We start from the raw sequence: 22,273 nt of genomic DNA, 5'->3' as shown, positions 1-22,273 counted from the left end.
AGCAAGAATTTGACCGTGTAGTCAAAGATAATCTGTCAGTTTCCTGTTGACCCTAGCGCTTGGCTGCGGCCTAAATCTGGGTTGGACAGACCTGATCTGCTCAATTGCCGGAGGTTGCGCCAAGCAACCCCGTGATCAACACTATGGGAGAGTATTATGACTCTGATGCAGAAATTCCTGGGCGCCGCCGCCACCGTTGCACTGTCTGCCGGTGCCGTGGCAGCCGAGCCGGCCGTGATTTTCGACCTCGGCGGTAAATTCGACAAATCCTTCAACGAAGCGGGCTTCAACGGCGCCGAGCGTTGGGCAAACGAAACCGGCGGCAAGTATCTGGAAATCGAACTGCAGTCCGAAGCTCAGCGTGAGCAGGCCCTGCGCCGCTTTGCCGAAGCCGGTGCAAACCCGATCGTGACCATGGGTTTCGCCATGACCACCCCGATCGAAACTGTTGCACCTGACTATCCGGACACCAAGTTCGTGAACATCGACGGTTGGGCCAACCAGCCGAACGTTCAGACCATTTCCTTTGCCGAGCACGAAGGTTCGTACCTTGCCGGTGTTATGGCGGGTAAAGCATCGAAATCTGGCACCGTTGGATTCATCGGCGGCATGGACATCCCGCTGATCCGCAAATTCGCCTGTGGTTACGCCCAGGGTGTGAAATCGGTTAACCCCGACGCGACCGTTGTCTCCAACATGACCGGCACCACCCCGGCAGCCTGGAACGACCCGGTAAAAGGCTCCGAGCTGACCAAAGCACAGATCAGCCAGGGCGCTGACGTTGTCTTCGCAGCCGCTGGCGGCACTGGCATCGGTGTTCTGCAGACCGCAGCCGACGAAGGCATCCTGTCGATCGGCGTGGACAGCAACCAGAACCACCTGCACCCGGGCAAAGTTCTGACCTCGATGATGAAGCGTGTTGACGTCGCCGTTTACAACGCTCTGAAAGACGGCGCAGACCTGAAGACCGGTTTCATCGGTCTGGACCTGGCCTCGGAAGGTGTTGGTGTAGCTCTGGACGACAACAACGCAGCTCTGGTCTCGGCCGACATGACCGCAGCAGTTGACGCCGCTTCCGCTGGCATCATCAGCGGCGAGATCAAGGTTGAAAACTACGCTGAAAACGAAAGCTGCTCAGCACTGCAGTTCTAATTCTGCTGAGTTGAGATGCGGGGCCGCGCCGCGTTGGCGCGGCCCTTTCTTTTAGGGGATGGGGACACTTCCCGACAGAGACATTCCAAGGCCCGCGGGCCGGATCGAAGACGATGTGCAGGCAGGGCTCTTTGCCTACCTGTCCGCCGATCCAGCCCCGCCTGATCAGATGTTTTCCGCCCCGACGGCCTGACAGGGCTTTCGCCGCGGAGATCCGAACGACACGGCCACGGAGGGTGGCCAGAAATTGAGCGGTCTGCAAGCGGGAGGATATCCGCAGGACCGACTTCCTGAATGGGGGAATAAGCGTGACGTCAACACCGGCACTAGAACTCAAAGGCATCTCCAAAGCCTTTGGCCCGGTCCAGGCTAACAAGGACATTTCGATCTCGGTGCAACCGGGAACGATCCACGGCATCATCGGCGAAAACGGCGCAGGCAAGTCGACGCTGATGTCGATCCTCTACGGCTTCTACAAGGCCGATGAAGGCGAGATTTTCATCAAGGGCAACAAGACCCTGATCCCGGACAGCCAGGCCGCCATCTCGGCCGGGATCGGCATGGTGTTCCAGCACTTCAAGCTGGTCGAGAACTTCACCGTTCTGGAAAACATCATCCTCGGCGCCGAAGACGGTGGGCTGTTGCGCCCCTCGCTGGCGAAAGCCCGCAAAGAGCTGAAACATCTGGCCAAAGAGTACGAGCTGAACGTTGATCCTGACGCGCTGATCGAAAACCTCTCGGTTGGGCATCAGCAGCGGGTTGAGATCCTGAAGGCCCTCTACCGCCACGCCGAAATCCTGATCCTTGATGAGCCCACCGGTGTACTGACTCCGGCAGAGGCCGACCAGCTGTTCCGCATTCTGGACCGTCTGCGGGAAGAGGGCAAAACGATCATCCTGATCACGCACAAGCTGCGTGAAATCATGGACATCACTGACACCGTCAGCGTGATGCGCCGTGGCCAGATGACCGCCACAGTGAAGACCTCAGAAACCAGCCCCGAACATCTGGCAGAGCTGATGGTCGGCCGGAAGGTGCTGTTGCAGGTCGAAAAGGCCCCAGCGCAACCCGCCCAGACCATTCTGGAGGTCAAGAACCTCTCGGTCACCGACGATAAAGGTGTGCAACGCCTGAAAGACGTGTCGCTCAACATCCGCGCCGGGGAAATCCTCGGCATTGCCGGTGTGGCCGGCAACGGCCAGTCTGAACTGATGGAAGTGCTGGGCGGCATGATTTCTGGCACTGGCCAGATCACCATGAACGGCCAAGAGCTGGATCTGACCGGCGCCAATTCTGATGGCCGCTCGCGCCGGGCCCGTGGCATCGCCCACGTGCCCGAAGACCGCCAGAGCGAAGGTCTGATCATGGACTTCCACGCCTGGGAAAACGTCGCCTTTGGTTATCACCACGACGAGAAGTACCAGAAAAACGCACTTCTCATGGACAACGCCGCGCTGCGCGAAGACACCCAGCGCAAAATGGACAAGTTCGACGTCCGCCCGCCGCTGCCATGGCTTGCGGCTAAGAACTTCTCGGGCGGGAACCAGCAGAAAATCGTGGTCGCCCGTGAGATCGAGCGTAACCCAGACCTGTTGCTGGTAGGTCAGCCGACCCGCGGCGTCGACATCGGCGCGATTGAATTCATTCACAAACAGATCATCGAACTGCGCGATCAGGGCAAAGCCATCCTGCTCGTCTCGGTCGAACTGGACGAGATCATGAGCCTCTCGGACCGGATCGCCGTGATGTTTGACGGTCAGATCATGGGCGAACGGATGCCTGAAGAAACCAATGCACAAGAACTTGGCCTGCTGATGGCCGGTGTTGCCGGAAACGGAGGAGCCGCCTGATGGACAAGATGCCTAAATGGGCCGATGTGGTCCTGATCCCGCTGATCTCGCTGGTCTTGGCCGCGCTGATTTCGGCAATTGTTATCCTTGCCATTGGCGAAGACCCGATTGCCGCGGTGAAACTGATGATCTCCGGCGCGCTGGGATCCAGCTATGGCTGGGGCTACACGCTCTACTATGCAACCAATTTCATGTTCACCGGCCTTGCGGTGGCCGTGGCCTTCCACGCCAGCCTGTTCAACATCGGTGGCGAAGGTCAGGCGATGCTGGGCGGGCTGGGTGTTGCCCTTGTCTGCCTGTTCATTCCCTGGCCCCACTGGTCCTTGGCAGTTCTGGCCGGTGCTGGCGCGGCCGCCCTGTTTGGCGCAGCCTGGGCGGCAATCCCCGCCTATCTGCAAGTCCGTCGCGGCAGCCATGTGGTGATCACCACGATCATGTTCAACTTCATCGCAGCCTCGCTGCTGAACTACGTTCTGGTCAACCAGCTGCGCCCCAAGGGCACGATGGACCCGGCCTCGGCCCGGTTCCCCGAAGCCACCAACCTGCCCAGCCTGCATGAGATCCTGGCGCCCATTGGCATCAACTTCTCCAAGTCAGCCCCGGCTAACGTCAGCCTGATTATCGCCATTATCGCCTGTTTCGCGGTCTGGGCGCTGATCTGGCGCACCCGTTTCGGCTTTGAGCTGCGCGCCTTCGGCAAATCCGAAAGCGGCGCCCGCTACGCCGGTATCTCCCCTTTCAAAATCACCATGTTTGCCATGCTGATCTCGGGCGGTCTGGCTGGCATGATGGCGATCAACAACGTCCAGGGCGAGGCCGAACGTCTGGTTCTGAACGCGGTTGAAGGTGCAGGTTTCATCGGAATCGCTGTATCGCTGATGGGCCGCAACCACCCCTTCGGTGTGTTCCTGGCGGCCATCCTGTTTGGCTTCCTCTATCAGGGCGGCGCAGAACTGGCGCTGTGGACCGACATCCCGCGTGAGCTGATCATCGTGATCCAGGCGCTGGTCATCATGTTCACCGGTGCGCTCGACAATATGGTGCGGATGCCGCTGGAGCGGATCTTCCTGGCCCTCAACACCAAGAAGGAGGGTTAAGCGATGGATTTCCTCACACTCCTGCAGGTTTTGGACACCACCGTCCGTTTCGCAACGCCGCTGCTGCTGGCCTGTCTGGCAGGTCTCTATTCGGAACGCGCGGGCATTTTCGACATCGGCCTGGAAGGCAAGATGCTAGCCGCTGCCTTCTTCTCGGCGGCCGTGGCCTATACCTCGGGCAACGTCTGGGTAGGTCTCGGCGCTGGCGTCGCGGTCTCTGTGCTGCTCTCGGGCCTGCACGGGCTGGCCTCGATCACCTTCCGCGGCAATCAGCTGATCTCGGGTCTGGCGATCACTATGCTGGCCGGCGGCCTGACGGTGCTGATTGCACAGGACTGGTTCAAACAGGGCGGACGCACCCCGCAGTTGGTCGACGGGGCCCGGTTTGAACCTATCACCCTGCCCTTCGCCATTGGCCCTGCCGACGCCGAAGCCTCAGGCACACAGCTGTCCAAGCTGATCGCCGAAGCCTCACCGCTGCAACAAATCTATTCCGAGCTGATCTCGGGCCACCCGGTGCTTGTCTACCTGGCGCTGGCAATGGTGCCGCTGACCTGGTGGGTGCTCTATCGCACCCGTTTCGGCCTGCGCCTGCGGGCCGTTGGGGAAAACCCCGCCTCGGTCGACACGGCCGGTGTTTCGGTGGTTTCATTGCGCTATTCGGCGGTGATAATCTGTGGCGTGCTCTGCGGCCTTGCAGGGGCTTACCTGGCCACCGCGCTGCAGGCGGGTTTCGTCAAGGATATGACCGCAGGCCGGGGCTATATCGCGCTGGCAGCGCTGATCTTCGCCAAGTGGCGGCCGTGGTATGCGCTCTGGGCGACTCTGCTGTTCGGCCTGTTCCAGGCGCTGGAACTGCGCCCAGACGTGATCGAAGGCGTGATCGGCATCGCCGTCCAAAGTCAGCTCTTGGGCGCCCTGCCCTATATCCTGACCGTGGTGATCCTCGCGGGTTTCGTGGGCAAGGCCATTCCACCCCGTGCTGGCGGCCAGCCCTATGTGAAAGAACGCTAAGCACCTCTTTCCTCAAGAACTGTTACAACGGGCGGTGTCAAAACCGCCCGTTTTTCTATGCAGACCGTGGCCTGCAAAATTCTTCTTGGCCAAAAAATCCTGGGGTGAATGGGGGCAAAATCCCATTTTGACCACAGAGGGGCAACGCCCTCCCTTCACCAACGGATGCCTCAAGCATCACAAATCTTGAAACAATTTCGCCTTCCTCAAGCTTCCCCCCTTGCGAAACGGCAAAGTGGCGGGCTAGGAAAATATATGCACATCTACCTCCCCATCGCCGAGGTCTCGGTCAATATCTTCCTTCTCTTTGGACTTGGCGGGATTGTGGGCGTGCTTTCCGGCATATTTGGCGTGGGCGGTGGATTTCTGATCACGCCTCTGTTGTTCTTTGTCGGTATCCCGCCCGCTGTTGCGGTGGCGACCTCCGCCAACCAGATTGTTGCCTCTTCGGTGTCGGGCCTCTTTGCCCATCTGAAACGCAAGACCGTTGACCTGAAGATGGGTTGGATGCTGCTGGCTGGCGGGCTGGTGGGATCCGCTTTCGGCATCATGCTGTTCAACTACCTGAAATCTCTGGGCCAGGTCGATCTGCTGGTGCAGCTCTGCTATGTGATTTTCCTTGGGGTGATCGGTGGCTTGATGCTGATTGAGAGCCTGAGGGCGATCCGACGGGCGCGCAAATCCGGCGGGGTGCGGCGCAAGCGCAGTCAACACAACTGGGTGCATGGGCTGCCATTCAAGATGCGATTCCGCGCCTCGGGTCTCTATATCTCGGTCATTCCGGTGTTGCTGGTCGGCGCTTCGGTTGGGGTTCTCTCTGCGGTCATGGGGGTTGGCGGCGGCTTCATCATGGTGCCTGCGATGATCTACATCCTTGGGATGCCCACCAAAGTGGTGGTCGGCACCTCGCTGTTCCAGATCATCTTTGTGGCCGGTTTCAACACGCTCCTGCATGCCATCACCAACAAAACGGTGGATCTGCCTCTGGCGGTTTTCCTGCTGATCGGCGGCGTGGTTGGCGCGCAGCTGGGCAGCACCATCGGGGTGAAATTGAAGGCGGAAATGCTGCGGGTTCTCTTGGCCCTTCTGGTTCTCTCGGTCTGTGGCAAGATCGCACTGGATCTGCTGTTGGAGCCGAGCGAGCTATACTCCCTGTCACGTCCCGCCGCACAAGGGGGGAGCCAATGAAACAGCTTGCCCTTCTCCTCTCCCTGATAGTGAGCACGTTATGGAGCGCCAACACGGCACAGGCCGACGAGGAAATTGTGCTGGGCCTCAGCCAGGACAAGGTGGCCATCACCGCACAGTTTGACGGCTCCGACATCCTGATTTTTGGCGCGGTGAAACGGGAAACTGCCATCCCTGACAGCGACCTGGATGTCATCATCGCAATCGAAGGCCCCACCGGCCCCGTCACCGTCCGGCGCAAAGAAAAGAAGTTTGGCATCTGGATCAACGGTGCCGCGCTGGAAGTGAACAAAGCCCCCGCCTTCTACGCGGTCGCGTCCTCTGCGCCATTGGGGCAGATCCTGCGCCGGATCGAGAACGAGCGTTACGCCATCACCATCGACCGGGCGATCCAATCGGTCAGCGCCACGGTTCAGTTTGGCAACACGCAAGCCTTCACCGGAGCCCTGATGCGGATCCAGGCCGAAAACGGCAGTTACCAACTGTTGGAAAACGCGGTGGAGGTGGATCAGCAGACGTTGTTCCGCTCCTCCATCTCTTTGCCGTCGAACTTGACCGAGGGTGACTATAGCGCGCGGATTTTCCTGCTGCGGGGTGGCCATGTGGTGGCGGATCTGGAAACGGTGATCGACGTGCGCAAGGTCGGGCTGGAGCGGTTCCTCTACAACCTCGCCCATGAGCAGGCCCCAATATATGGCCTGCTGTCGATCTTCATTGCCATTGTGGCAGGTTGGGGCGCCTCTGCCCTGTTCCGGCTGATCCGGGAAGGTTGATCGCCGCGCCCCGCGGCGCGCGCCTTAACCCCGCCCGATATAGGGCATTGTGGTTGCCATCAGCGTCATGAACTGCACGTTTGCCTCGGGGGGCAGGTTGGCCATATTCATCACCGCCTGGGTGACATTCTCAACCCCCATCGTCGGCGGTGCGTTTTCGGGGTCCAGATCAATGATGCCCTGCAACAGCTCGGTCCGGGCATTGCCAATGTCAATCTGCCCGCAGGCAATGCCGAAGGCGCGCCCGTCCAGAGACAGCGATTTGGTCAACCCGGTGATTGCGTGTTTGGTGGTCGTATAGGTCACCGAACCTTCGCGCGGTGTGTGAGCCGAGATTGAACCGTTGTTGATGATCCGTCCACCTTGTGGCTTCTGCTGACGCATCTGGGCAAAGGCCGCCTGCGCACAATAGACCATGCCATCAAGGTTAACGGCGCGCACCTGATCCCATTCACCGCTGTCGATCTCATCAATCGGGGCGGCCTTGCCGAACATGCCTGCGTTGTTGAACAGCACGTCCAAGCGCCCTGCCTGCGCGGTAAAGGCTGCAAAGGCTGCTTTCACGGCAGCGGCATCCGTTACGTCACAAGGCAGCACCACGGCGTTATCATGGCCCGCAGCCACAGCTTGCAACGCATCTGCGCGGCGCGCCAGCAGGCCCACTTTCCAACCGGCATCCAGAAAGGCTTGGGCACAGGCGGCGCCAATTCCGGCGCTGGCACCGGTGATGATGATTGTCTTCATGTCTCACTTACCTCCTGCGTGAGGGTCAGGGTCGGCGCAGCTTTGGCCTTCAGGTCATCGATGCGCAACGGCGCTGAAGGTTTGGACAGGCGGGGGCGCACCACCCAATGCAATCTCTCTTCGGCCCGGGTGATCGCCACATAGGCCAGACGTTTCCACAGCGGTTGCCCCGCCTCCACCCGCCCCATGCGGGCGGCAGCATAGAGATCAGGGGCAAAGACCTGCACGTCCTTCCATTGCGACCCCTGCGCCTTGTGGATCGTCACAGCGGCCCCGTGCAGGAACACCGCACCCATACGCGCCGCGAAAGGGATGAACGGCTCTTCCTCGTCTGGTTTTTCGATCTTCACAATCGAGGCCGCCGACACCTGCGGATCTTCCGCCCCCATCACATGAAGGCGCGAGAAGCCGGGCTTGCGCCCCTTGCCCAGAAACACCACCTGCGCGCCTTTGATCAGGCCGCGCGCTTCCAGATCGAGGCGCTTTTTGCGGTGTTTCAGCGGCAGTTCGATGCCGTCACAGATCAGCGGCTCACCCGACAGCAGTTCGTCCTCAGGCGCGCCGTAGACGGACCGGAAGGCGTTGATCAGCCGGATCCGCGTGGCGTTGCGCCAGACCAGCACCGGCGAACGCGCCATCAGATCAACCTCGACCCGCTGGCCCCAAACCACGCGGTCATCCCGCCGCGCGCTGTCTTCGACCATCCGTTCGAAATCCTCAAACCCGATCTGCGGATCGGCCAGCGCATGGGCGAGATCCAGAATGGGGTTGTCCGCCTCTTGCCGGTGAATCCGGCTGAGGTTCATCACAGCCTCTTTCGGCAGTGTGTCAAAAACCATCTGACCGGACTGCCCCACGGGGGCCAACTGCGCCGGATCGCCAAACAGCACCAGCGTCGGAAAAATCTCTTTCAGATCGGTGACCTGTTTGTCATCCAGCATCGAGCTTTCGTCGATGAACCCAATGTCCAAAGCCTCATCCCGCCGTTTCCAGCCGGTGATAAAGTCCGAACCACGAAGGCCCGCCGCCGCCAAGGCACCGGGGATGGATTTGTGCAGCTCGTAGAACGCCTTTGCCCGCTCCAGTGCCTCGTCGGTCAACTCTTCGATGTCGGGTTTGTCGCCACTGCCTGCCAGCCACTCGGCAATCTTTTCATACTCAGGATCATAGACCGGTGTGTAGAGAATACGGTGGATGGTTGTTGCCGGCACCCCGCGCATGCGCAGCACGCTGGCCGCCTTGTTTGTGGGGGCGAGAATGGCCAAGGTCCGGCGGTCCTTACCCTTTTTACCCTCGTAGTCGCCCGACACCACACTGACGCCAGCGGCTTCCAAAGCTTTGTAAAGCTGTGCCAGCAACAGGGTTTTGCCCGATCCCGCCTTACCAGTGACGGCCACAACCCGATTGCGCCCGTCATGGGGCGGGGTCAGCAGATCTTCGTCCAGATCCACCCCTGCAGCGCGCAGGATGTCAGAGATCCGATCATAGGCCACGGCCTGATCGTCAGAGAATTGCAGCGCAGGAACAGTCATGGCGCGACCCTATCCCGCAGCGGCCGGAAGGGCCAGAGGTGTTCTGGTTTCGTCCCAGGGGAACCCTCAGGGATTTGCAGCATTTTACGGCACCATCGCTGCATCTGCGGCGGCGTTACCCGCGCGATCCGGTGCAGGCGGCGGGGACCCTGCGCTGCCAACTTCTGCAACCGTCGCTGCCCCGCCAGCGGGACGCCCATTTCTTTCAGGCCCAACACCAGCCCCGCCAACGCCTCCGGCGTGCGATGCTCAGACTGCCAGACAGCAACACATTGGGGCCACGATGTTTGCGATAGTCCTGCGGCGGCGGCCCAATTCATATCGCGATCTTCCCAAACCAGCCAAACAGACGGTTCACCTGCAAGAGGCAGGTCCGCCGGGGCAAAGCATGTGGTGAGGGGCAAGGGGTACAACCGGAGCATGCCCCGATCAAAACGGATCCCGGCCAATGTTGCCTTACCCGACCGTTCTCAGGCCTTGGGCGCCGCCCCGATTGGCTGCGCGGATCGCTGGTGCACCTCGGTTATCTCGGCCTCAGCCACCTGTTTTGTTGTTTCCAGTTGATGCGCCAGAAGCGCCAGACCATTTTGATCTGCAAAGCATTTCAGGTCACTCAAGACCTCTAAAATCCAATCGTTTGGCATAGGGCCCCTTTCCAGGTTCCCCCTCCCACCGAGGTCACCCTAACACTACTCGCGTTAAACAAGAAACATTGCCAAAAAATTAAGAGGCCGCGCTCCGGGGTCTGGAAGCGCGGCCAATTCGTGCAGTGCAGGCACTGCACCTGAGCAGGAACCCTATTTCTTGCCGGCGTCCAACACATCCTCAACGGTGCGCAGGCCCGGTTTCGGCGCTTGCACCAGCACCGACATGTTGCCCGGCTTGTGCTCGTTCCGGTACATTTTCATATGGGCGTCGGGGATTTCATCCCACGGGAACACTTCCGACATATAGGGATCAATCCGCCGTTCGATCATCATCTGGTTGGCGGCTGCAGCCTGCTTCAGGTGGGCAAAGTGCGAGCCCTGCAGGCGTTTCTGGTGCATCCAAGTGTAGCGCACGTCGAAGGTCAGGTTGAAACCGGTGGTGCCGGCGCAGATCACAACCATGCCGCCCTTTTTGCAGACAAGGTTGGACACCGGGAAGGTCGATTCACCGGGGTGTTCGAATACGATGTCCACATTGTTGCCTTTGCCGGTGATGTCCCAGATTGCCTTGCCGAAACGGCGGGCCTCTTTGAACCAAACGTCATATTCGGGTGTGTTCACCGTTGGCAGTTGGCCCCAGCAGCTGAAGTCCTTGCGGTTGATCACACCTTTGGCGCCCAGCCCGAGAACGAAATCGCGTTTGCTTTCGTCAGAAATCACCGCAATGGCGTTGGCGCCCGCCGCGTTGGCCAGCTGGATCGCATAGGAGCCAAGCCCCCCCGAGGCACCCCAAACCAGAACGTTCTGGCCCGGCTTCAGTTCGTGCGGGTGATGCCCGAACAGCATCCGGTAAGCGGTGGCCAGTGTCAGCGTGTAGCAGGCCGACTCTTCCCAGGTCAGATGTTTGGGACGACGCAGCAGCTGTTGGGCTTGGACACGGGTAAACTGGGCAAAGGAACCGTCCGGCGTCTCATAGCCCCAGATCCGCTGACTGGTCGAGAACATCGGATCCCCGCCGTTGCATTCCTCGTCATCGCCATCATCCTGGTTGCAGTGGATGACAACCTCATCGCCCACTTTCCAGCTTTTGACCTTGTCACCAACGGCCCAAACGATGCCCGAGGCATCCGAACCTGCGATGTGATAATCCTGCTTGTGAACGTCGAACATGCTGATCGGCACGCCCAGACCGGCCCAGATGCCGTTGTAGTTCACACCCGCGGCCATCACCAGAACCAGAACTTCGTGGCTGTCCAGCTTGGGCGTGTCGACGACTTCGACCTGCATCGCCTTATCCGGCTCCCCCTGACGGTCGCGGCGGATCGCCCACGCGTACATCTTCTGGGGGACATACCCCAAAGGCGGCAGTTCGCCGATTTCATAGAGTTCTTTTTCAGGCGCGTCGTAGGGCGCAATGCCAGTGTTGGTATCCAGAGCCATCTGAGCCTCCAATAGTGATCATGCCGCGATGCAGAATCGCGGGCCTGACCCAAGAGGTAAAGATGGATGCGCAACAAAGCAATCCTATTTGCGCAACTTTTGTAATTTTATGACCTCGCGAGTGCAGAAAATCAGACCGCCCCTTTGCTGCGATCGCAAAAAAAATGTGCGATCGAGCTGGCGTAAAACTCCAGAACGTCCAATCTTTCTTGCACGATGGCGATACCTTCGGGGCCCTCTTTCAGGACGCCTCGACCTGTCAGCAGCGCGATAGATTGTTGCACGGCGAGGCTAGAACGACGTCGCGGCAGGTAGATGTTGCGTTCGGGCAGCTTCTGCATCGCTTTCTCCAGGCGCAACTCCAGAACCTCTTGCGACAGCGGCCCTTCGGCCTGCAGCAACACATGCGCAATCAATGGCACCGGCAACACCGGCATGTCGCGGGCAATCTGCCCCATCAGCCCCTCGGCCAGCGCCTGCACATCGCCGTCAAAACTGCTGAGCGAGACCGGCTCGCCAAAACGCACTGCGGCACTGCCATAACGTTTGCGCCGTTCCTGCCGCCCCAGCCACCAAATCTTGAGCGAGCCCCAGATGGCACGTCGCAGCTTGACGCGAAACTTGCCTTTGCCTTTGGTCTGCGCGGCGATCAGCACCTGATCTTCCAGCAAACGATCATAGTTCAGCGCCACGGGGACAAAGACCACCTCGCGTCCACCTTCCTGATGCGCGTCGAAAATATATTTCAAGATCCCCAGCTTCGGCGCCCCAAGTTTGGCGTCCAGACTCAGCCGCCCTTCGGGAAACACGGCCTGGCTGACACCCGCCTGCGTGGCCTGATGCACGTAGTTTGCCAGCACTTCACGATAGAGATCATTGCCGTCGCGACGCCTGATAAAATAGGCCCCCATCGCCCGCACCAGCGGCCCCAATGGCCAGCCACGCGCCCATTCTCCCACAGCATAGCTCAGCGCGCCGTTGCGGGAGGCTAAGAAGGTCAGCAGCACGTAGTCCATGTTGGACCGATGATTGGCGACCAGCACAACGGTGGCGTCTTTGTCGATCTCTTCGATCCGTTTCAGGTCTTTATTTAGCACCCGCACACGATAGAAACTGCGCCCCAACAGCTCTGCCACCCGCGATCCAAAGCGGAAGTATGTCCAAGCGGAAAAGGCCGGCACAATCTCCCGCGCATAGCCGCGGGCTTTCTCAAACGCCACCGCTTCGGGGATTTTTTCCTTTTTGGCGTAGTCAGACACCGCCTTGCTGACATCGGGATCATAGATCAACCGTTCGATCATGTCGTAGCGCCGCGCCAGCTTGAACGGCTCAATCGGACGGCTGAGGCGGGTGTTCAACTGCCCCACCAGCCGCTGCATCCGCTTGCGGAAGAACCAGCGCACTGAGGGAAAAAGAAAGTGGGAGGCAAAGGTCACGGCCGCAAAGGCCACCAAAAGAACCAGCGCCCAGAGGGGCATTTCAACGCTTCGTGTCATGGGGGCAGAATGGCGTGGAACGCAGGCGGGGTAAATCTCGCACTGCAGCATTTTCTGACGCTGCGACGCGGCGAATTGACAAGGTTGCAAAATTCCACGTATCTATATCGCAGCGAAATATTGTTACCGAACCGATTCACCCGATTTGGAGGAGAGGCCGCCATGACCGAGACCACCCAAGAGCGCCAAAAAGACCGCCCCTGGCTGTTCCGCACCTACGCTGGCCATTCCACCGCCAAGGCGTCCAACGCGCTTTATCGCTCTAACCTGTCCAAGGGCCAGACCGGCCTGTCGGTGGCCTTCGATCTGCCGACCCAGACCGGCTACGACAGCGACCACATTCTGGCGCGCGGCGAAGTGGGCAAAGTGGGCGTACCGGTCTGCCATCTGGGGGACATGCGGACCCTGTTTGATGAGATCCCGCTGGAACAGATGAACACCTCGATGACGATCAACGCCACCGCGCCGTGGCTCTTGTCGCTTTACATCGCGGTGGCTGAGGAACAGGGCGCCGACACCAGCAAGCTGCAGGGCACGGTTCAGAACGATCTGATCAAGGAATACCTCAGCCGTGGCACCTATATCTGCCCGCCCAAGCCCAGCCTGAAGATGATCGCGGATGTGGCAGAATACTGCTATTCCAACGTGCCCAAGTGGAACCCGATGAACGTCTGTTCCTACCATCTGCAAGAGGCCGGTGCGACGCCCGAACAGGAACTGGCCTTCGCCCTCGCCACCGCACAGGCGGTGCTGGACGAATTACGCCCGCGCGTCCCGGCCGAGCATTTCCCGGCGATGGTCGGCCGCATCAGCTTCTTTGTGAACGCGGGTATCCGGTTTGTGACCGAGATGTGCAAAATGCGCGCCTTCGTCGACCTCTGGGATGAAATCTGCCAGCAGCGTTATGGCGTCGAAAACCCCAAATTCCGCCGCTTCCGCTATGGGGTTCAGGTGAACTCGCTTGGCCTGACCGAACAGCAGCCGGAAAACAACGTCTACCGGATCCTGATTGAGATGCTGGCAGTGACCCTGTCGAAAAAGGCCCGCGCCCGTGCGGTGCAGCTGCCCGCCTGGAATGAGGCGCTTGGCCTGCCACGTCCCTGGGACCAGCAGTGGTCGCTGCGGATGCAGCAAATCATGGCCTATGAAACCGACCTGTTGGAATATGAGGATCTGTTTGACGGCAACCCCGCCGTGGACCGCAAGGTCGAAGCACTGAAAGACGGCGCGCGGGCAGAGCTGTCGAACCTCGACAGCATGGGCGGGGCCGTTGCCTCGATCGATTATATGAAATCGCGTCTCGTCGACAGCAATGCAGAACGCCTGAACCGCATCGAACGCAACGAAACCGTTGTGGTTGGCGTGAACAAATGGACCCAGGGCGAAGACAGCCCGCTGATGACCGGCGATGGCGGCATCATGGTGGTCGATCCGGCGGTGGAGGCCGAACAGGTTTCCCGTCTAACCGAATGGAAGGCAGACCGCGATCAAGATGCCGTTGCCAAAGCGCTGGCCGCCCTGCGGGCCGCAGCGGAAGCCGGGGACAACATCATGCCCGCCTCCATCGCCGCAGCAAAGGCCGGTGTAACCACCGGCGAATGGGCCGCCCAGATGCGCAAGGTGCACGGCGAATACCGTGGCCCCACTGGTGTGTCGAAATCCGTGAGCAACAAAACCGAAGGTCTGGAAGACATCCGCGAGGCGGTGGATATGGTCAGCGACAAACTGGGCCGCCGGTTGAAGTTCCTTGTCGGCAAGCCGGGTCTGGATGGGCATTCCAACGGAGCTGAGCAGATCGCCTTCCGCGCCCGCGACTGCGGTATGGATATTGACTACGAAGGCATCCGCCTAACGCCAGAGGAACTGGTTTCGGCGGCACAGGAAAAACAGGCCCATGTGGTGGGGCTGTCGATCTTGTCTGGCTCTCACATGCCGCTGGTCGAGGATCTGCTGGCACGCATGCGGGCGGCGGGCCTCAGCCATATTCCCGTGATTGTCGGCGGCATCATCCCTGATGCGGACGCCGCCCGTCTGCTGGAAATGGGGGTGGCCAAGGTCTACACCCCCAAAGATTTTGAGCTGAACGCCATCATGCGCGACGTTGTGCAACTGGTGGAACCGCAGGCAGTTGCGGCGGAGTAAACTGCCCCTCACCCGGCATTCCATCAAAAGGCGCGGCTCTCCCGCGCCTTTTATCGTTTATCCAACCTTCAAGAGAAAAGACTGACGACCACTTCCCCAGAACGTGTCAAAACCCTGAGATGCATCAAGAAATTTGGAACACCTATACTTTTGCATTGTGTCCCTTCCCCCGCCTCTCGTAATATTTTACGCAGGGGAGAGGGTAACGTGATTTACTATATCGCATTGAATATTCTGGCGATTGCGCTGGTTGTTGCACGTGTGCGCACGGGCATGCCTGTGCTGAAGGGCGCCTTTCTGGCACTGGCCATTCCCGCCTGCCTGTTTTTCTGGTTCTGGCTCTACCAGCTTCTGTTCACCTGAGGTTTGGACGACTCACAGGCTGTGATACCCTGCTCCTCTCTGGGGAGGAACGGATATGGCCCAAACCGCTGTCAAAGCCCGCATCACCGGCAAGGTGCAGGGTGTCGCCTTTCGCAACTGGACCCGCGCCCGCGCAACCCGCCATGCGTTGCAAGGCTATGTGATCAACGAACCCTTTGGCTCGGTCCGTGCCGTGTTCGAAGGCGAAGCCCGCGCGGTGCAGATGATGCTGGACGAGTTGTGGGAAGGCCCCGCTGCTGCGGTGGTCCAACATGTTGAGACCGAAGAGATCGATCTGGAAGAAATGCCGGACGAATTCCGCATCCTGCACTGATTCACCCGTCCGAGCGATCTGGTTGCCAACCCCAGACCACTTCTGCATTGTGGCTCGATCTGCATGCAGGAGACTCACCATATGGGACTGGACATTCGCCCTTTGCGCGCTGACGACGAAGCGGACTGGCGCCGCCTTTGGGCCGCTTACATCGAGTTTTACGAAAGCTCGGTGCCGGAAGAGGTTTACCAAAAAACCTTTGAACGGCTGATTGATCCGGGTCGCCCACAGCAAAATGGCATGATCGCCACGCTGGACGGCATTCCCGTGGGCCTCGTACATTACATCTATCACGCCCATAACTGGCAGTTGGAAGACACCTGTTACCTGCAGGATCTTTACGCGGATCCAGCGGTGCGTGGCAAAGGCATTGGACGCGCCTTGATCGAGGCCGTCTATAAGGTCGCTGATGAAAACGGCACCCCAAATGTCTACTGGATGACGCAGGAATTTAACGCAACGGCGCGCCAGCTCTACGACCGCGTAGCGCGGCTGACGCCCTTTATCAAATACAGCCGATAGGAGCTGACATGACCGTACATATCGGAGCAAAACCCGGTGAAATCGCAGAAACCGTGCTGATGCCGGGCGACCCCTACCGCGCCAAATGGGCTGCGGAGAACTTCCTGGAGGATGCTGTTCTGGTGAACGAAGTCCGTGGAATGCTGGGTTTCACCGGCACCTACAAGGGCAACCGGGTCTCCATTCAGGGGTCCGGCATGGGCATGCCCTCGCTGTCGATCTACGCCAACGAGCTGATCCGCGATTATGGCGCCAAAACCTTGATCCGCATCGGATCCTGCGGAGGCATGCAGGAGAAGGTGAAGATCCGTGACGTGATTGTGGCAATGACCGCCACCACGCTGTCGACCCCGTCCCGTGGCATCTTCAAAGAAATGAACTTTGCCCCCTGTGCCGATTGGTCGCTGCTGCGTGCCGCAGTCGCCGCCGCCGAAGGCAAAGGCGTCGACACCCATGTGGGCGGCATCTATTCCTCCGACGTGTTCTATGACGAACGCCCAGACCTCAACGAGCAGATGACCCGCCACGGTATTCTGGGCGTCGAGATGGAAGCGGCCGAGCTCTATAACCTCGGGGCCCGCCATGACGTGCGCACCCTTGCGGTTCTGACCGTTTCGGACCACCTGCAGACCGGTGAGGCGCTGCCGTCGGAAGACCGCGAAAAGACCTTTGGCGATATGGTGGAAATCGCGCTGGAAGCGGCCTTCGCCTAAGCCAGCAAAGCCTCGACAAATTGCGCCAGCGGGTCCCGCACCGGCTGGCGCATCATCGCAACCAGATTGTGCCCGGTTGCGACCGGTGCCTTGAACGGTGCCACCAACCGCCCCGCTTTCAGCAGCGGTTGGATCAGGGCCTCACGGCCCATTAACACCCCCGCACCATTCACCGCCTCCTGCACCGCAAGAGAGTAAAGCGAATAGCTTGGCCCGCGCAGCTGCAACGCGTCCTGCCCCACGGCTTTGAGCCAGATCTCCCAATCACTGGCCCAGGTGCTGTCCACCAGACACTGCGCGCCCGGCAAATCGCCCACCTGCCGCAACTGCGCCGCCAGATGCGGCGCACAGACTGGTTGAATGACATCCTTGGCAATCAGTCGCGTATGGCGGCCGCCCTCGTCGGCCATGTAGAAAATGCTCAGGTCATAGGGGTCGCGATCCAGATTGGGCGGCTCTTCCATCGCGGTCACCGAAATCTCCAGCTGTGGCATCTTCTGCCGCAGAACGGGCAGGCGCGGCGACAGCCACATCTGCGCCACCGCTGGCAGCGCGGCAATATGAATGCGGTTCGGACTGGCCGCCACCCGCAACCCCTGTACCAATTCCGCCACCTGATCAAAGGCACGCTCCGCCAATGGCAATATCTGCCGTCCGGTGGTGTTCAACACCACCCCCTGCTTGCGTCGTTCAAACAGCTCTGCACCGGCCCAATCCTCCAGCTGCTTGATCTGCTGCGCTACTGCGCCGGGGGTCACACACAGCTCTTCTGCCGCACGGGCAAAACCGCCGAGCCGCGCCGCTGCCTCAAAGGCACGCAGTGCGTTCAAGGGGGGGCCAATGGGACGCGGGGGACGGACACTCATGATAATAGCCTTAGATTTTCTACGCCTAGAGACAAGCAAATCTGATTTGCGTCCAACAGGCAAGATCGCGTTTTCTGAGATCAACTCGAACGCCCTCTGATATTGGAAAGGCCAACCAATGCCCCACCTCGCCCCGCGCCCCTGGGTGCCCGACACCAGCGAAACCCTTGCCCACCGGATCGCCGCAGAAACCGCCAAGACGGGCAGCGCTGCACTGGCGGCGCGGATCGACAGCCTTGCTGCAACAAACAAACAGATCCACGAAAGCGACTGCTTCAACCTGAACCCGGCCACCAACGTGATGAACCCACGGGCCGAGGCGCTGCTGGCCTCCGGCCTCGGCACAAGGCCTTCGCTGGGCTATCCCGGCGACAAATACGAAATGGGCCTCGAAGCCATCGAAGAGATCGAGGTCATCGCCGCCGAACTCGCTGCCGAAGTGTTTCAAGCCAAATTCGCCGAGATCCGCGTGCCATCCGGCGCCATCGCCAACCTCTACGCCTTTATGGCCCTCTGCCAGCCGGGCGACACCGTGTTGACGCCACCGGCGGCCATTGGCGGCCATGTCACCCACCACGGGGCGGGCTGCGCCGGTCTCTATGGTCTGAACAGCCAGATAATCCCTGTAGCGGCAGACGGTTACACCGTGGATCTGCAGGGGCTCGCCACGATGGCGCAGGACCTGCGCCCCAAGCTGATCACCATCGGCGGCAGTCTGAACCTGACCCCACACCCCGTGGCCCAGATCCGCGCCATCGCCGATCAAGTTGGTGCCAAAGTGCTGTTTGACGCCGCCCATCAATGCGGCATGATCGCTGGGAAGGCCTGGCCCAACCCGCTGGCCGAGGGCGCGCACCTGATGACGATGAGCACCTATAAGTCCCTCGGCGGGCCACCTTCCGGGCTGATCGTGACCAACGAGGCCGAGATTGCCGCGCGGCTGGATGCCATCGCCTTCCCCGGCATGACCGCCAACTTTGACGCCGCCAAATCCGCGGCGCTGGCGGTTTCCATGCTGGACTGGCGCGACCACGGGCAGGCCTATGCGCAGGCCATGATCGACACGGCGCAGGCTTTGGCCGAGGCTCTGGAAACTGAGGGCCTGAAACCTTTCACAACATCACAAGGCCCCACGCTGTCACATCAGTTTGCCCTAGAGGCCGAACCGCTGGGGGGCGGGCAAGCCGCCTCCAAACATCTGCGCAAAGCGGGGTTTCTGACCTGTGGCATCGGCCTGCCAATTGCAGAGGTGGCCGGCGACCTGAACGGGTTGCGTCTTGGCGCACCGGAACTGGTCCGCTGGGGCATGACACCTGCCGACATGCCACGGCTTGCCAGCCTCATCAGCAAAGCGCTGAACAGCCAAACGCCTGAGGCCCTCGCCCCTGAGGTTGCCGCCTGGCGCGCCAGCTTTGACAGGCTGCACTTCATCCACCAGAGCTGATCGTCTTTCAACGTTCTTAAAATACTCCGGGGTGCGGGGCAGCGCCCCGCTCCTCCCCGCGCCCCAAGTTACCGCCCGTGGCTCCGATCGTAGCCGTTGACGGGTGGGCTGTCCCAACCGTCCAATGCGCCTTCGGAAGGGGCAAAGACCTCGACCAGCAGCGGGTAGCAGGCGGCCTCATCCGAAGAATGTTCAGACGAGCAATCCCCACCCGGGCAGGCCGACAGCACACCCAAGAGGTCAATCTCGGCAAACATCTCCAGATAATCCCCCGGACGCACCGGGCTGGCCTTCATGAAATACTGGCCAGTGTCGCGGGTGAAGCCGGTGCACATGAAAACGTTCAGCACATCATGCACCTGTGGCTCGGCTTCAAGCAGCGCGATGCCTTCGTGATCGGCCAGCGCACGGGTCAGATTGGAATGGCAGCAATGGTGATATTGCCCACCGCTCAACAAGTTGTTGGTATAGGGATCACAGCGCGTGCCGATCACATCATGAACCGAGCCGCCAAATTCATCGATCCCATACCAGCCCAGCGTGTCCGTGGTCACGGTCGCCATCGGGCGCAGATAGGGGTGACAGGACCACATGCGTTCGCCGGTGGTGATATGGGTGCCATGCAGCGCGCGGGTCTTGCCGGAATAGAATCTTTCACTCAGGTCATTGGCATTGAAAAGGTTCAGATCCCCCACCTGCGGCCCTTCGACGGAGGAAATGCGGAAAAATTGTCCGGCCTTCACCGTGAAACTGGCCCCGTCCCGTGGTGGTACCGTGACCTCATCCACCTTCACAGCATCCGCGCGCGCCGCCCTGTAAAGCGCCCAGTCAGGCGCAGGCAGCGTGTCATTGGGATAGCAGATCACCGGTTTTACGGCGCGCCGGGCCTCGGCATCGGCGGGCGCATTGGGTTGATCGGTCATATGGGTCTCCTTCTGCAAGGTGCTCACAGCGTTGGGGGCGGCACCTCGGTCTGGCAGATCTTTGGCGGCTTGCCATCAATTGTAAAGCAGATCTCGCCACAGACCATGCAGTGGTAGAAGCGCATCCCGTTTTGATCCCGTGACCGCTCCGCCCGCCATTTGCACTGACGGGTTTTGCGATTGCTGAGAAGCATCACCAGAAGGAAAGAGATCAAAAGGCCGATAACAATATGCATGATGCTTCCTTGCCAGAGCCCTACGCCTAGGGGAAGCGTTAAACCGCCCGCCCCGCCGCCCGGCCTGAGAAGATGCACCCACCGAGGAAGGTGCCCTCCAGCGCGTTATAGCCGTGATAGCCCCCCCCGCCGAACCCTGCGACCTCCCCCGCAGCAAACAGCCCGTCAAACACCGAACCATCCGGCCGCAGTACCCGTGCCTGCTCATCCGTGTGCAGGCCGCCCAATGATTTGCGTGTCAGGATATTCAGCCGCACCGCGATCAGGGGGCCAGCCTCCGGATCCAGAATACGATGCGGCTTGGCGGTCCGCACCAGCTTGTCACCGCGATACTGCCGTGCCTGCCGGATCGCGATAACCTGCGCGTCTTTGGCAAAGGGATTGTCCAGCTGCACATCCCGCGCCTCAACCTGTGCCTTGATCGCGGCCAGATCCAGAGGTGCGTCTGGCGTGATCTGGTTCATGCCCGCCACCAGAGCGTCCAGCGTATCGGCAACAACAAAGTCTTCGCCATGTTCCTTGAAGGCTTCCACCGGTGCGGTGGCCTGTTTATTGAGGATGCGGGATTTGATCACCTCCAGCCATTTGCCCGAGGTGAAATCGGGGTTCTGCTCACTGCCCGAGAGCGCGAACTCTTTCTTGATGATCTTCTGGGTCAGGATGAACCAGCTGTGCTCATGCCCCGTCGACAGGATCCGCTTCAACGTCGCCAACGTGTCAAAGCCCGGCAGGCAGGGGGCTTCCATCCGCTGGCCCAGAGCGTCAAACCACAGGGATGACGGGCCGGGCAGGATCCGGATGCCGTGGTTGGGCCAGATCGGATCCCAGTTTGCCAGACCTTCGGTGTAGTGCCACATACGGTCTTCGTTGATTGCGCCGGCGCCCGCCGATTTGGCGATCTGTTGCATTTTGCCGTCAACGTAATCCGGCACCCCCGCGACCATGCGCTGTGGCGGCTGGCCCAGCCGGTCGACCGGCCAGTTCTGCCGCACCTGATCATGGTTGCCGCCGATCCCGCCGGAGGTCACAATCACTGCCGCCGCACGATGCTCAAAACTGCCGACGACCTCTCGATTGGTGGACCGGCCACGCGCGGCGCTGTCCTCCGACAGGACATCGCCCTGCACCCCGACGCAGGTGCCATTTTCGACAATCAGACCGCTGACGCGATGACGGAACCCGAAGGTGATCTTGCCCTCAGCCACATGCTGGCGCACCAGCCGTTCGAAGGGCGCCACCACGCCGGGGCCGGTGCCCCATGTCAAGTGAAAACGCGGAACCGAATTGCCATGGCCATCCGCCAAAGCCCCACCCCGTTCAGCCCAGCCCACAACGGGAAACCAGCGCATCCCCAGTGAGGCCAGCCAAGATCGCATCTCACCAGCGGCGAACTCCAGATAGGCCTCCGCCACCCTGCGCGGATTGGCGTCTTCAGGCCGATCAAAGCCAGCGCTGCCCATCCAATCGTTCAGCGCCAGATCCGCGCTGTCCTTGATGCCCATGCGTCGCTGTTCCGGCGTGTCGACCATGAAGAGACCGCCAAGAGACCAAAAGGCCTGCCCGCCGAGGCTCTGTTCGCCTTCCTGATCCAACAGCAGCACCTTGCGGCCCCGCGTTGCCGCCTCATGCGCCGCAACCAAACCCGCCAGCCCTGCACCGATGACAATGACATCCACCATGGTGAAATCCTCCCTTGCGGCGGCAGGCTAAGGGGCAAAGGAACCGTCCCCAAGGCAAACCTGACGTAAACCGCCCCCCTGAAACGCAAAAGAGCCCCCGAACGGGAGCGCCTTGCGT

The 22,273-nt window shown here is 60.4% G+C and carries 21 protein-coding genes; 12 read left to right on the top strand and 9 right to left on the bottom strand.

Annotated features, from left to right (window positions below; translation table 11 throughout):
• Window positions 1–156: 156 nt before the first annotated feature.
• The 6 genes from SIC14_RS09080 to SIC14_RS09055 all read left to right on the top strand — a co-directional run bounded on the left by SIC14_RS09080 (window position 157) and on the right by SIC14_RS09055 (window position 7,074).
• On the top strand, window positions 157–1,152 hold the full coding sequence (locus SIC14_RS09080; protein WP_412565505.1) for a BMP family lipoprotein: 996 nt from the start codon (window positions 157–159) through the stop codon (window positions 1,150–1,152).
• Window positions 1,153–1,460: 308 nt separating this feature from the next.
• A complete protein-coding gene (locus tag SIC14_RS09075) occupies window positions 1,461–3,002 on the top strand; it encodes an ABC transporter ATP-binding protein (RefSeq protein ID WP_412565504.1) in 1,542 nt (513 codons plus the stop codon).
• The gene (locus SIC14_RS09070; RefSeq protein ID WP_412565503.1) at window positions 3,002–4,099 is read left to right on the top strand and encodes an ABC transporter permease; all 1,098 of its coding nucleotides are present in this window, start codon (window positions 3,002–3,004) and stop codon (window positions 4,097–4,099) included. The genes SIC14_RS09075 and SIC14_RS09070 overlap by 1 nt, the downstream gene beginning before the upstream one ends.
• Window positions 4,100–4,102: 3 nt before the next feature.
• Window positions 4,103–5,113 carry an ABC transporter permease gene (locus tag SIC14_RS09065; protein ID WP_412565502.1) on the top strand — a complete coding sequence of 337 codons (1,011 nt, stop codon included), beginning with the start codon at window positions 4,103–4,105 and terminating at the stop codon, window positions 5,111–5,113.
• 255 nt (window positions 5,114–5,368) lie between these two features.
• Entirely contained in the window at window positions 5,369–6,301 is a 933-nt protein-coding gene (locus tag SIC14_RS09060) for a sulfite exporter TauE/SafE family protein (protein WP_412565501.1), read from the top strand.
• The gene (locus SIC14_RS09055; RefSeq protein WP_412565500.1) at window positions 6,298–7,074 is read left to right on the top strand and encodes a TIGR02186 family protein; all 777 of its coding nucleotides are present in this window, start codon (window positions 6,298–6,300) and stop codon (window positions 7,072–7,074) included. Before SIC14_RS09060 ends, SIC14_RS09055 begins: the two co-directional genes overlap by 4 nt.
• A gap of 24 nt (window positions 7,075–7,098) precedes the next feature.
• On the opposite strand, the gene SIC14_RS09050 is transcribed toward SIC14_RS09055, so the two are convergent.
• The 5 genes from SIC14_RS09050 to SIC14_RS09030 form a co-directional block, all read right to left on the bottom strand.
• A complete protein-coding gene (locus SIC14_RS09050; RefSeq protein ID WP_412565499.1) occupies window positions 7,099–7,818 on the bottom strand; it encodes an SDR family oxidoreductase in 720 nt (239 codons plus the stop codon).
• Window positions 7,815–9,350: an ATP-dependent DNA helicase gene (locus SIC14_RS09045; RefSeq protein WP_412565498.1), complete on the bottom strand. Its 1,536-nt coding sequence runs from the start codon at window positions 9,348–9,350 to the stop codon at window positions 7,815–7,817. Before SIC14_RS09045 ends, SIC14_RS09050 begins: the two co-directional genes overlap by 4 nt.
• Before the next feature lie 470 nt (window positions 9,351–9,820).
• Window positions 9,821–9,994, bottom strand: a complete 174-nt coding sequence (locus SIC14_RS09040) for a hypothetical protein (protein WP_412565497.1) — start codon at window positions 9,992–9,994, stop codon at window positions 9,821–9,823.
• A gap of 153 nt (window positions 9,995–10,147) precedes the next feature.
• Window positions 10,148–11,437, bottom strand: coding sequence for a crotonyl-CoA carboxylase/reductase (gene ccrA / locus SIC14_RS09035; protein ID WP_412565496.1), 1,290 nt, complete (start codon window positions 11,435–11,437; stop codon window positions 10,148–10,150).
• A 131-nt stretch (window positions 11,438–11,568) separates the two neighbouring features.
• Window positions 11,569–12,915, bottom strand: a complete 1,347-nt coding sequence (locus SIC14_RS09030) for a 1-acyl-sn-glycerol-3-phosphate acyltransferase (protein WP_412565495.1) — start codon at window positions 12,913–12,915, stop codon at window positions 11,569–11,571.
• 180 nt (window positions 12,916–13,095) lie between these two features.
• Here SIC14_RS09030 and SIC14_RS09025 point away from each other — a divergent pair, with 180 nt between their 5' ends.
• The 5 genes from SIC14_RS09025 (at window position 13,096) to deoD (ending at window position 17,007) form a co-directional block, all read left to right on the top strand.
• On the top strand, window positions 13,096–15,075 hold the full coding sequence (locus SIC14_RS09025) for a methylmalonyl-CoA mutase family protein (RefSeq protein ID WP_412565494.1): 1,980 nt from the start codon (window positions 13,096–13,098) through the stop codon (window positions 15,073–15,075).
• A 207-nt stretch (window positions 15,076–15,282) separates the two neighbouring features.
• Window positions 15,283–15,438, top strand: coding sequence for a hypothetical protein (locus SIC14_RS09020; RefSeq protein WP_412565493.1), 156 nt, complete (start codon window positions 15,283–15,285; stop codon window positions 15,436–15,438).
• Window positions 15,439–15,493: 55 nt separating this feature from the next.
• Window positions 15,494–15,772: an acylphosphatase gene (locus SIC14_RS09015; protein WP_412565492.1), complete on the top strand. Its 279-nt coding sequence runs from the start codon at window positions 15,494–15,496 to the stop codon at window positions 15,770–15,772.
• An 81-nt stretch (window positions 15,773–15,853) separates the two neighbouring features.
• Window positions 15,854–16,294 (top strand): N-acetyltransferase family protein, encoded by a 441-nt coding sequence (locus SIC14_RS09010; protein WP_412565491.1) that lies wholly within the window; start codon window positions 15,854–15,856, stop codon window positions 16,292–16,294.
• Window positions 16,295–16,302: 8 nt separating this feature from the next.
• Window positions 16,303–17,007 carry a purine-nucleoside phosphorylase gene (deoD, locus tag SIC14_RS09005; protein WP_412565490.1) on the top strand — a complete coding sequence of 235 codons (705 nt, stop codon included), beginning with the start codon at window positions 16,303–16,305 and terminating at the stop codon, window positions 17,005–17,007.
• Here deoD and SIC14_RS09000 read toward each other — a convergent pair.
• Window positions 17,004–17,873: a LysR family transcriptional regulator gene (locus tag SIC14_RS09000; RefSeq protein ID WP_412565489.1), complete on the bottom strand. Its 870-nt coding sequence runs from the start codon at window positions 17,871–17,873 to the stop codon at window positions 17,004–17,006. The genes deoD and SIC14_RS09000 overlap by 4 nt on opposite strands.
• A 118-nt stretch (window positions 17,874–17,991) precedes the next feature.
• Here SIC14_RS09000 and glyA point away from each other — a divergent pair, with 118 nt between their 5' ends.
• Window positions 17,992–19,317 carry a serine hydroxymethyltransferase gene (gene glyA, locus SIC14_RS08995; protein ID WP_412565488.1) on the top strand — a complete coding sequence of 442 codons (1,326 nt, stop codon included), beginning with the start codon at window positions 17,992–17,994 and terminating at the stop codon, window positions 19,315–19,317.
• A gap of 68 nt (window positions 19,318–19,385) precedes the next feature.
• On the opposite strand, the gene SIC14_RS08990 is transcribed toward glyA, so the two are convergent.
• The 3 genes from SIC14_RS08990 to SIC14_RS08980 are packed head-to-tail and all read right to left on the bottom strand — an operon-like array spanning window position 19,386 to window position 22,155.
• On the bottom strand, window positions 19,386–20,240 hold the full coding sequence (locus tag SIC14_RS08990; protein ID WP_412565487.1) for an urea carboxylase-associated family protein: 855 nt from the start codon (window positions 20,238–20,240) through the stop codon (window positions 19,386–19,388).
• 23 nt (window positions 20,241–20,263) lie between these two features.
• Complete coding sequence (locus SIC14_RS08985) at window positions 20,264–20,476, bottom strand: hypothetical protein (RefSeq protein WP_412565486.1); 213 nt, start codon at window positions 20,474–20,476, stop codon at window positions 20,264–20,266.
• 38 nt (window positions 20,477–20,514) lie between these two features.
• Window positions 20,515–22,155 (bottom strand): FAD-binding dehydrogenase, encoded by a 1,641-nt coding sequence (locus SIC14_RS08980; RefSeq protein ID WP_412565485.1) that lies wholly within the window; start codon window positions 22,153–22,155, stop codon window positions 20,515–20,517.
• Window positions 22,156–22,273: the final 118 nt, after the last annotated feature.

Origin of the sequence: Thalassobius sp. MITS945101, from assembly GCF_047123305.1 — a bacterium.
Classification (GTDB): Bacteria; Pseudomonadota; Alphaproteobacteria; order Rhodobacterales; family Rhodobacteraceae; genus Thalassobius.
This window is presented reverse-complemented; position numbering and strand designations above follow the sequence as displayed.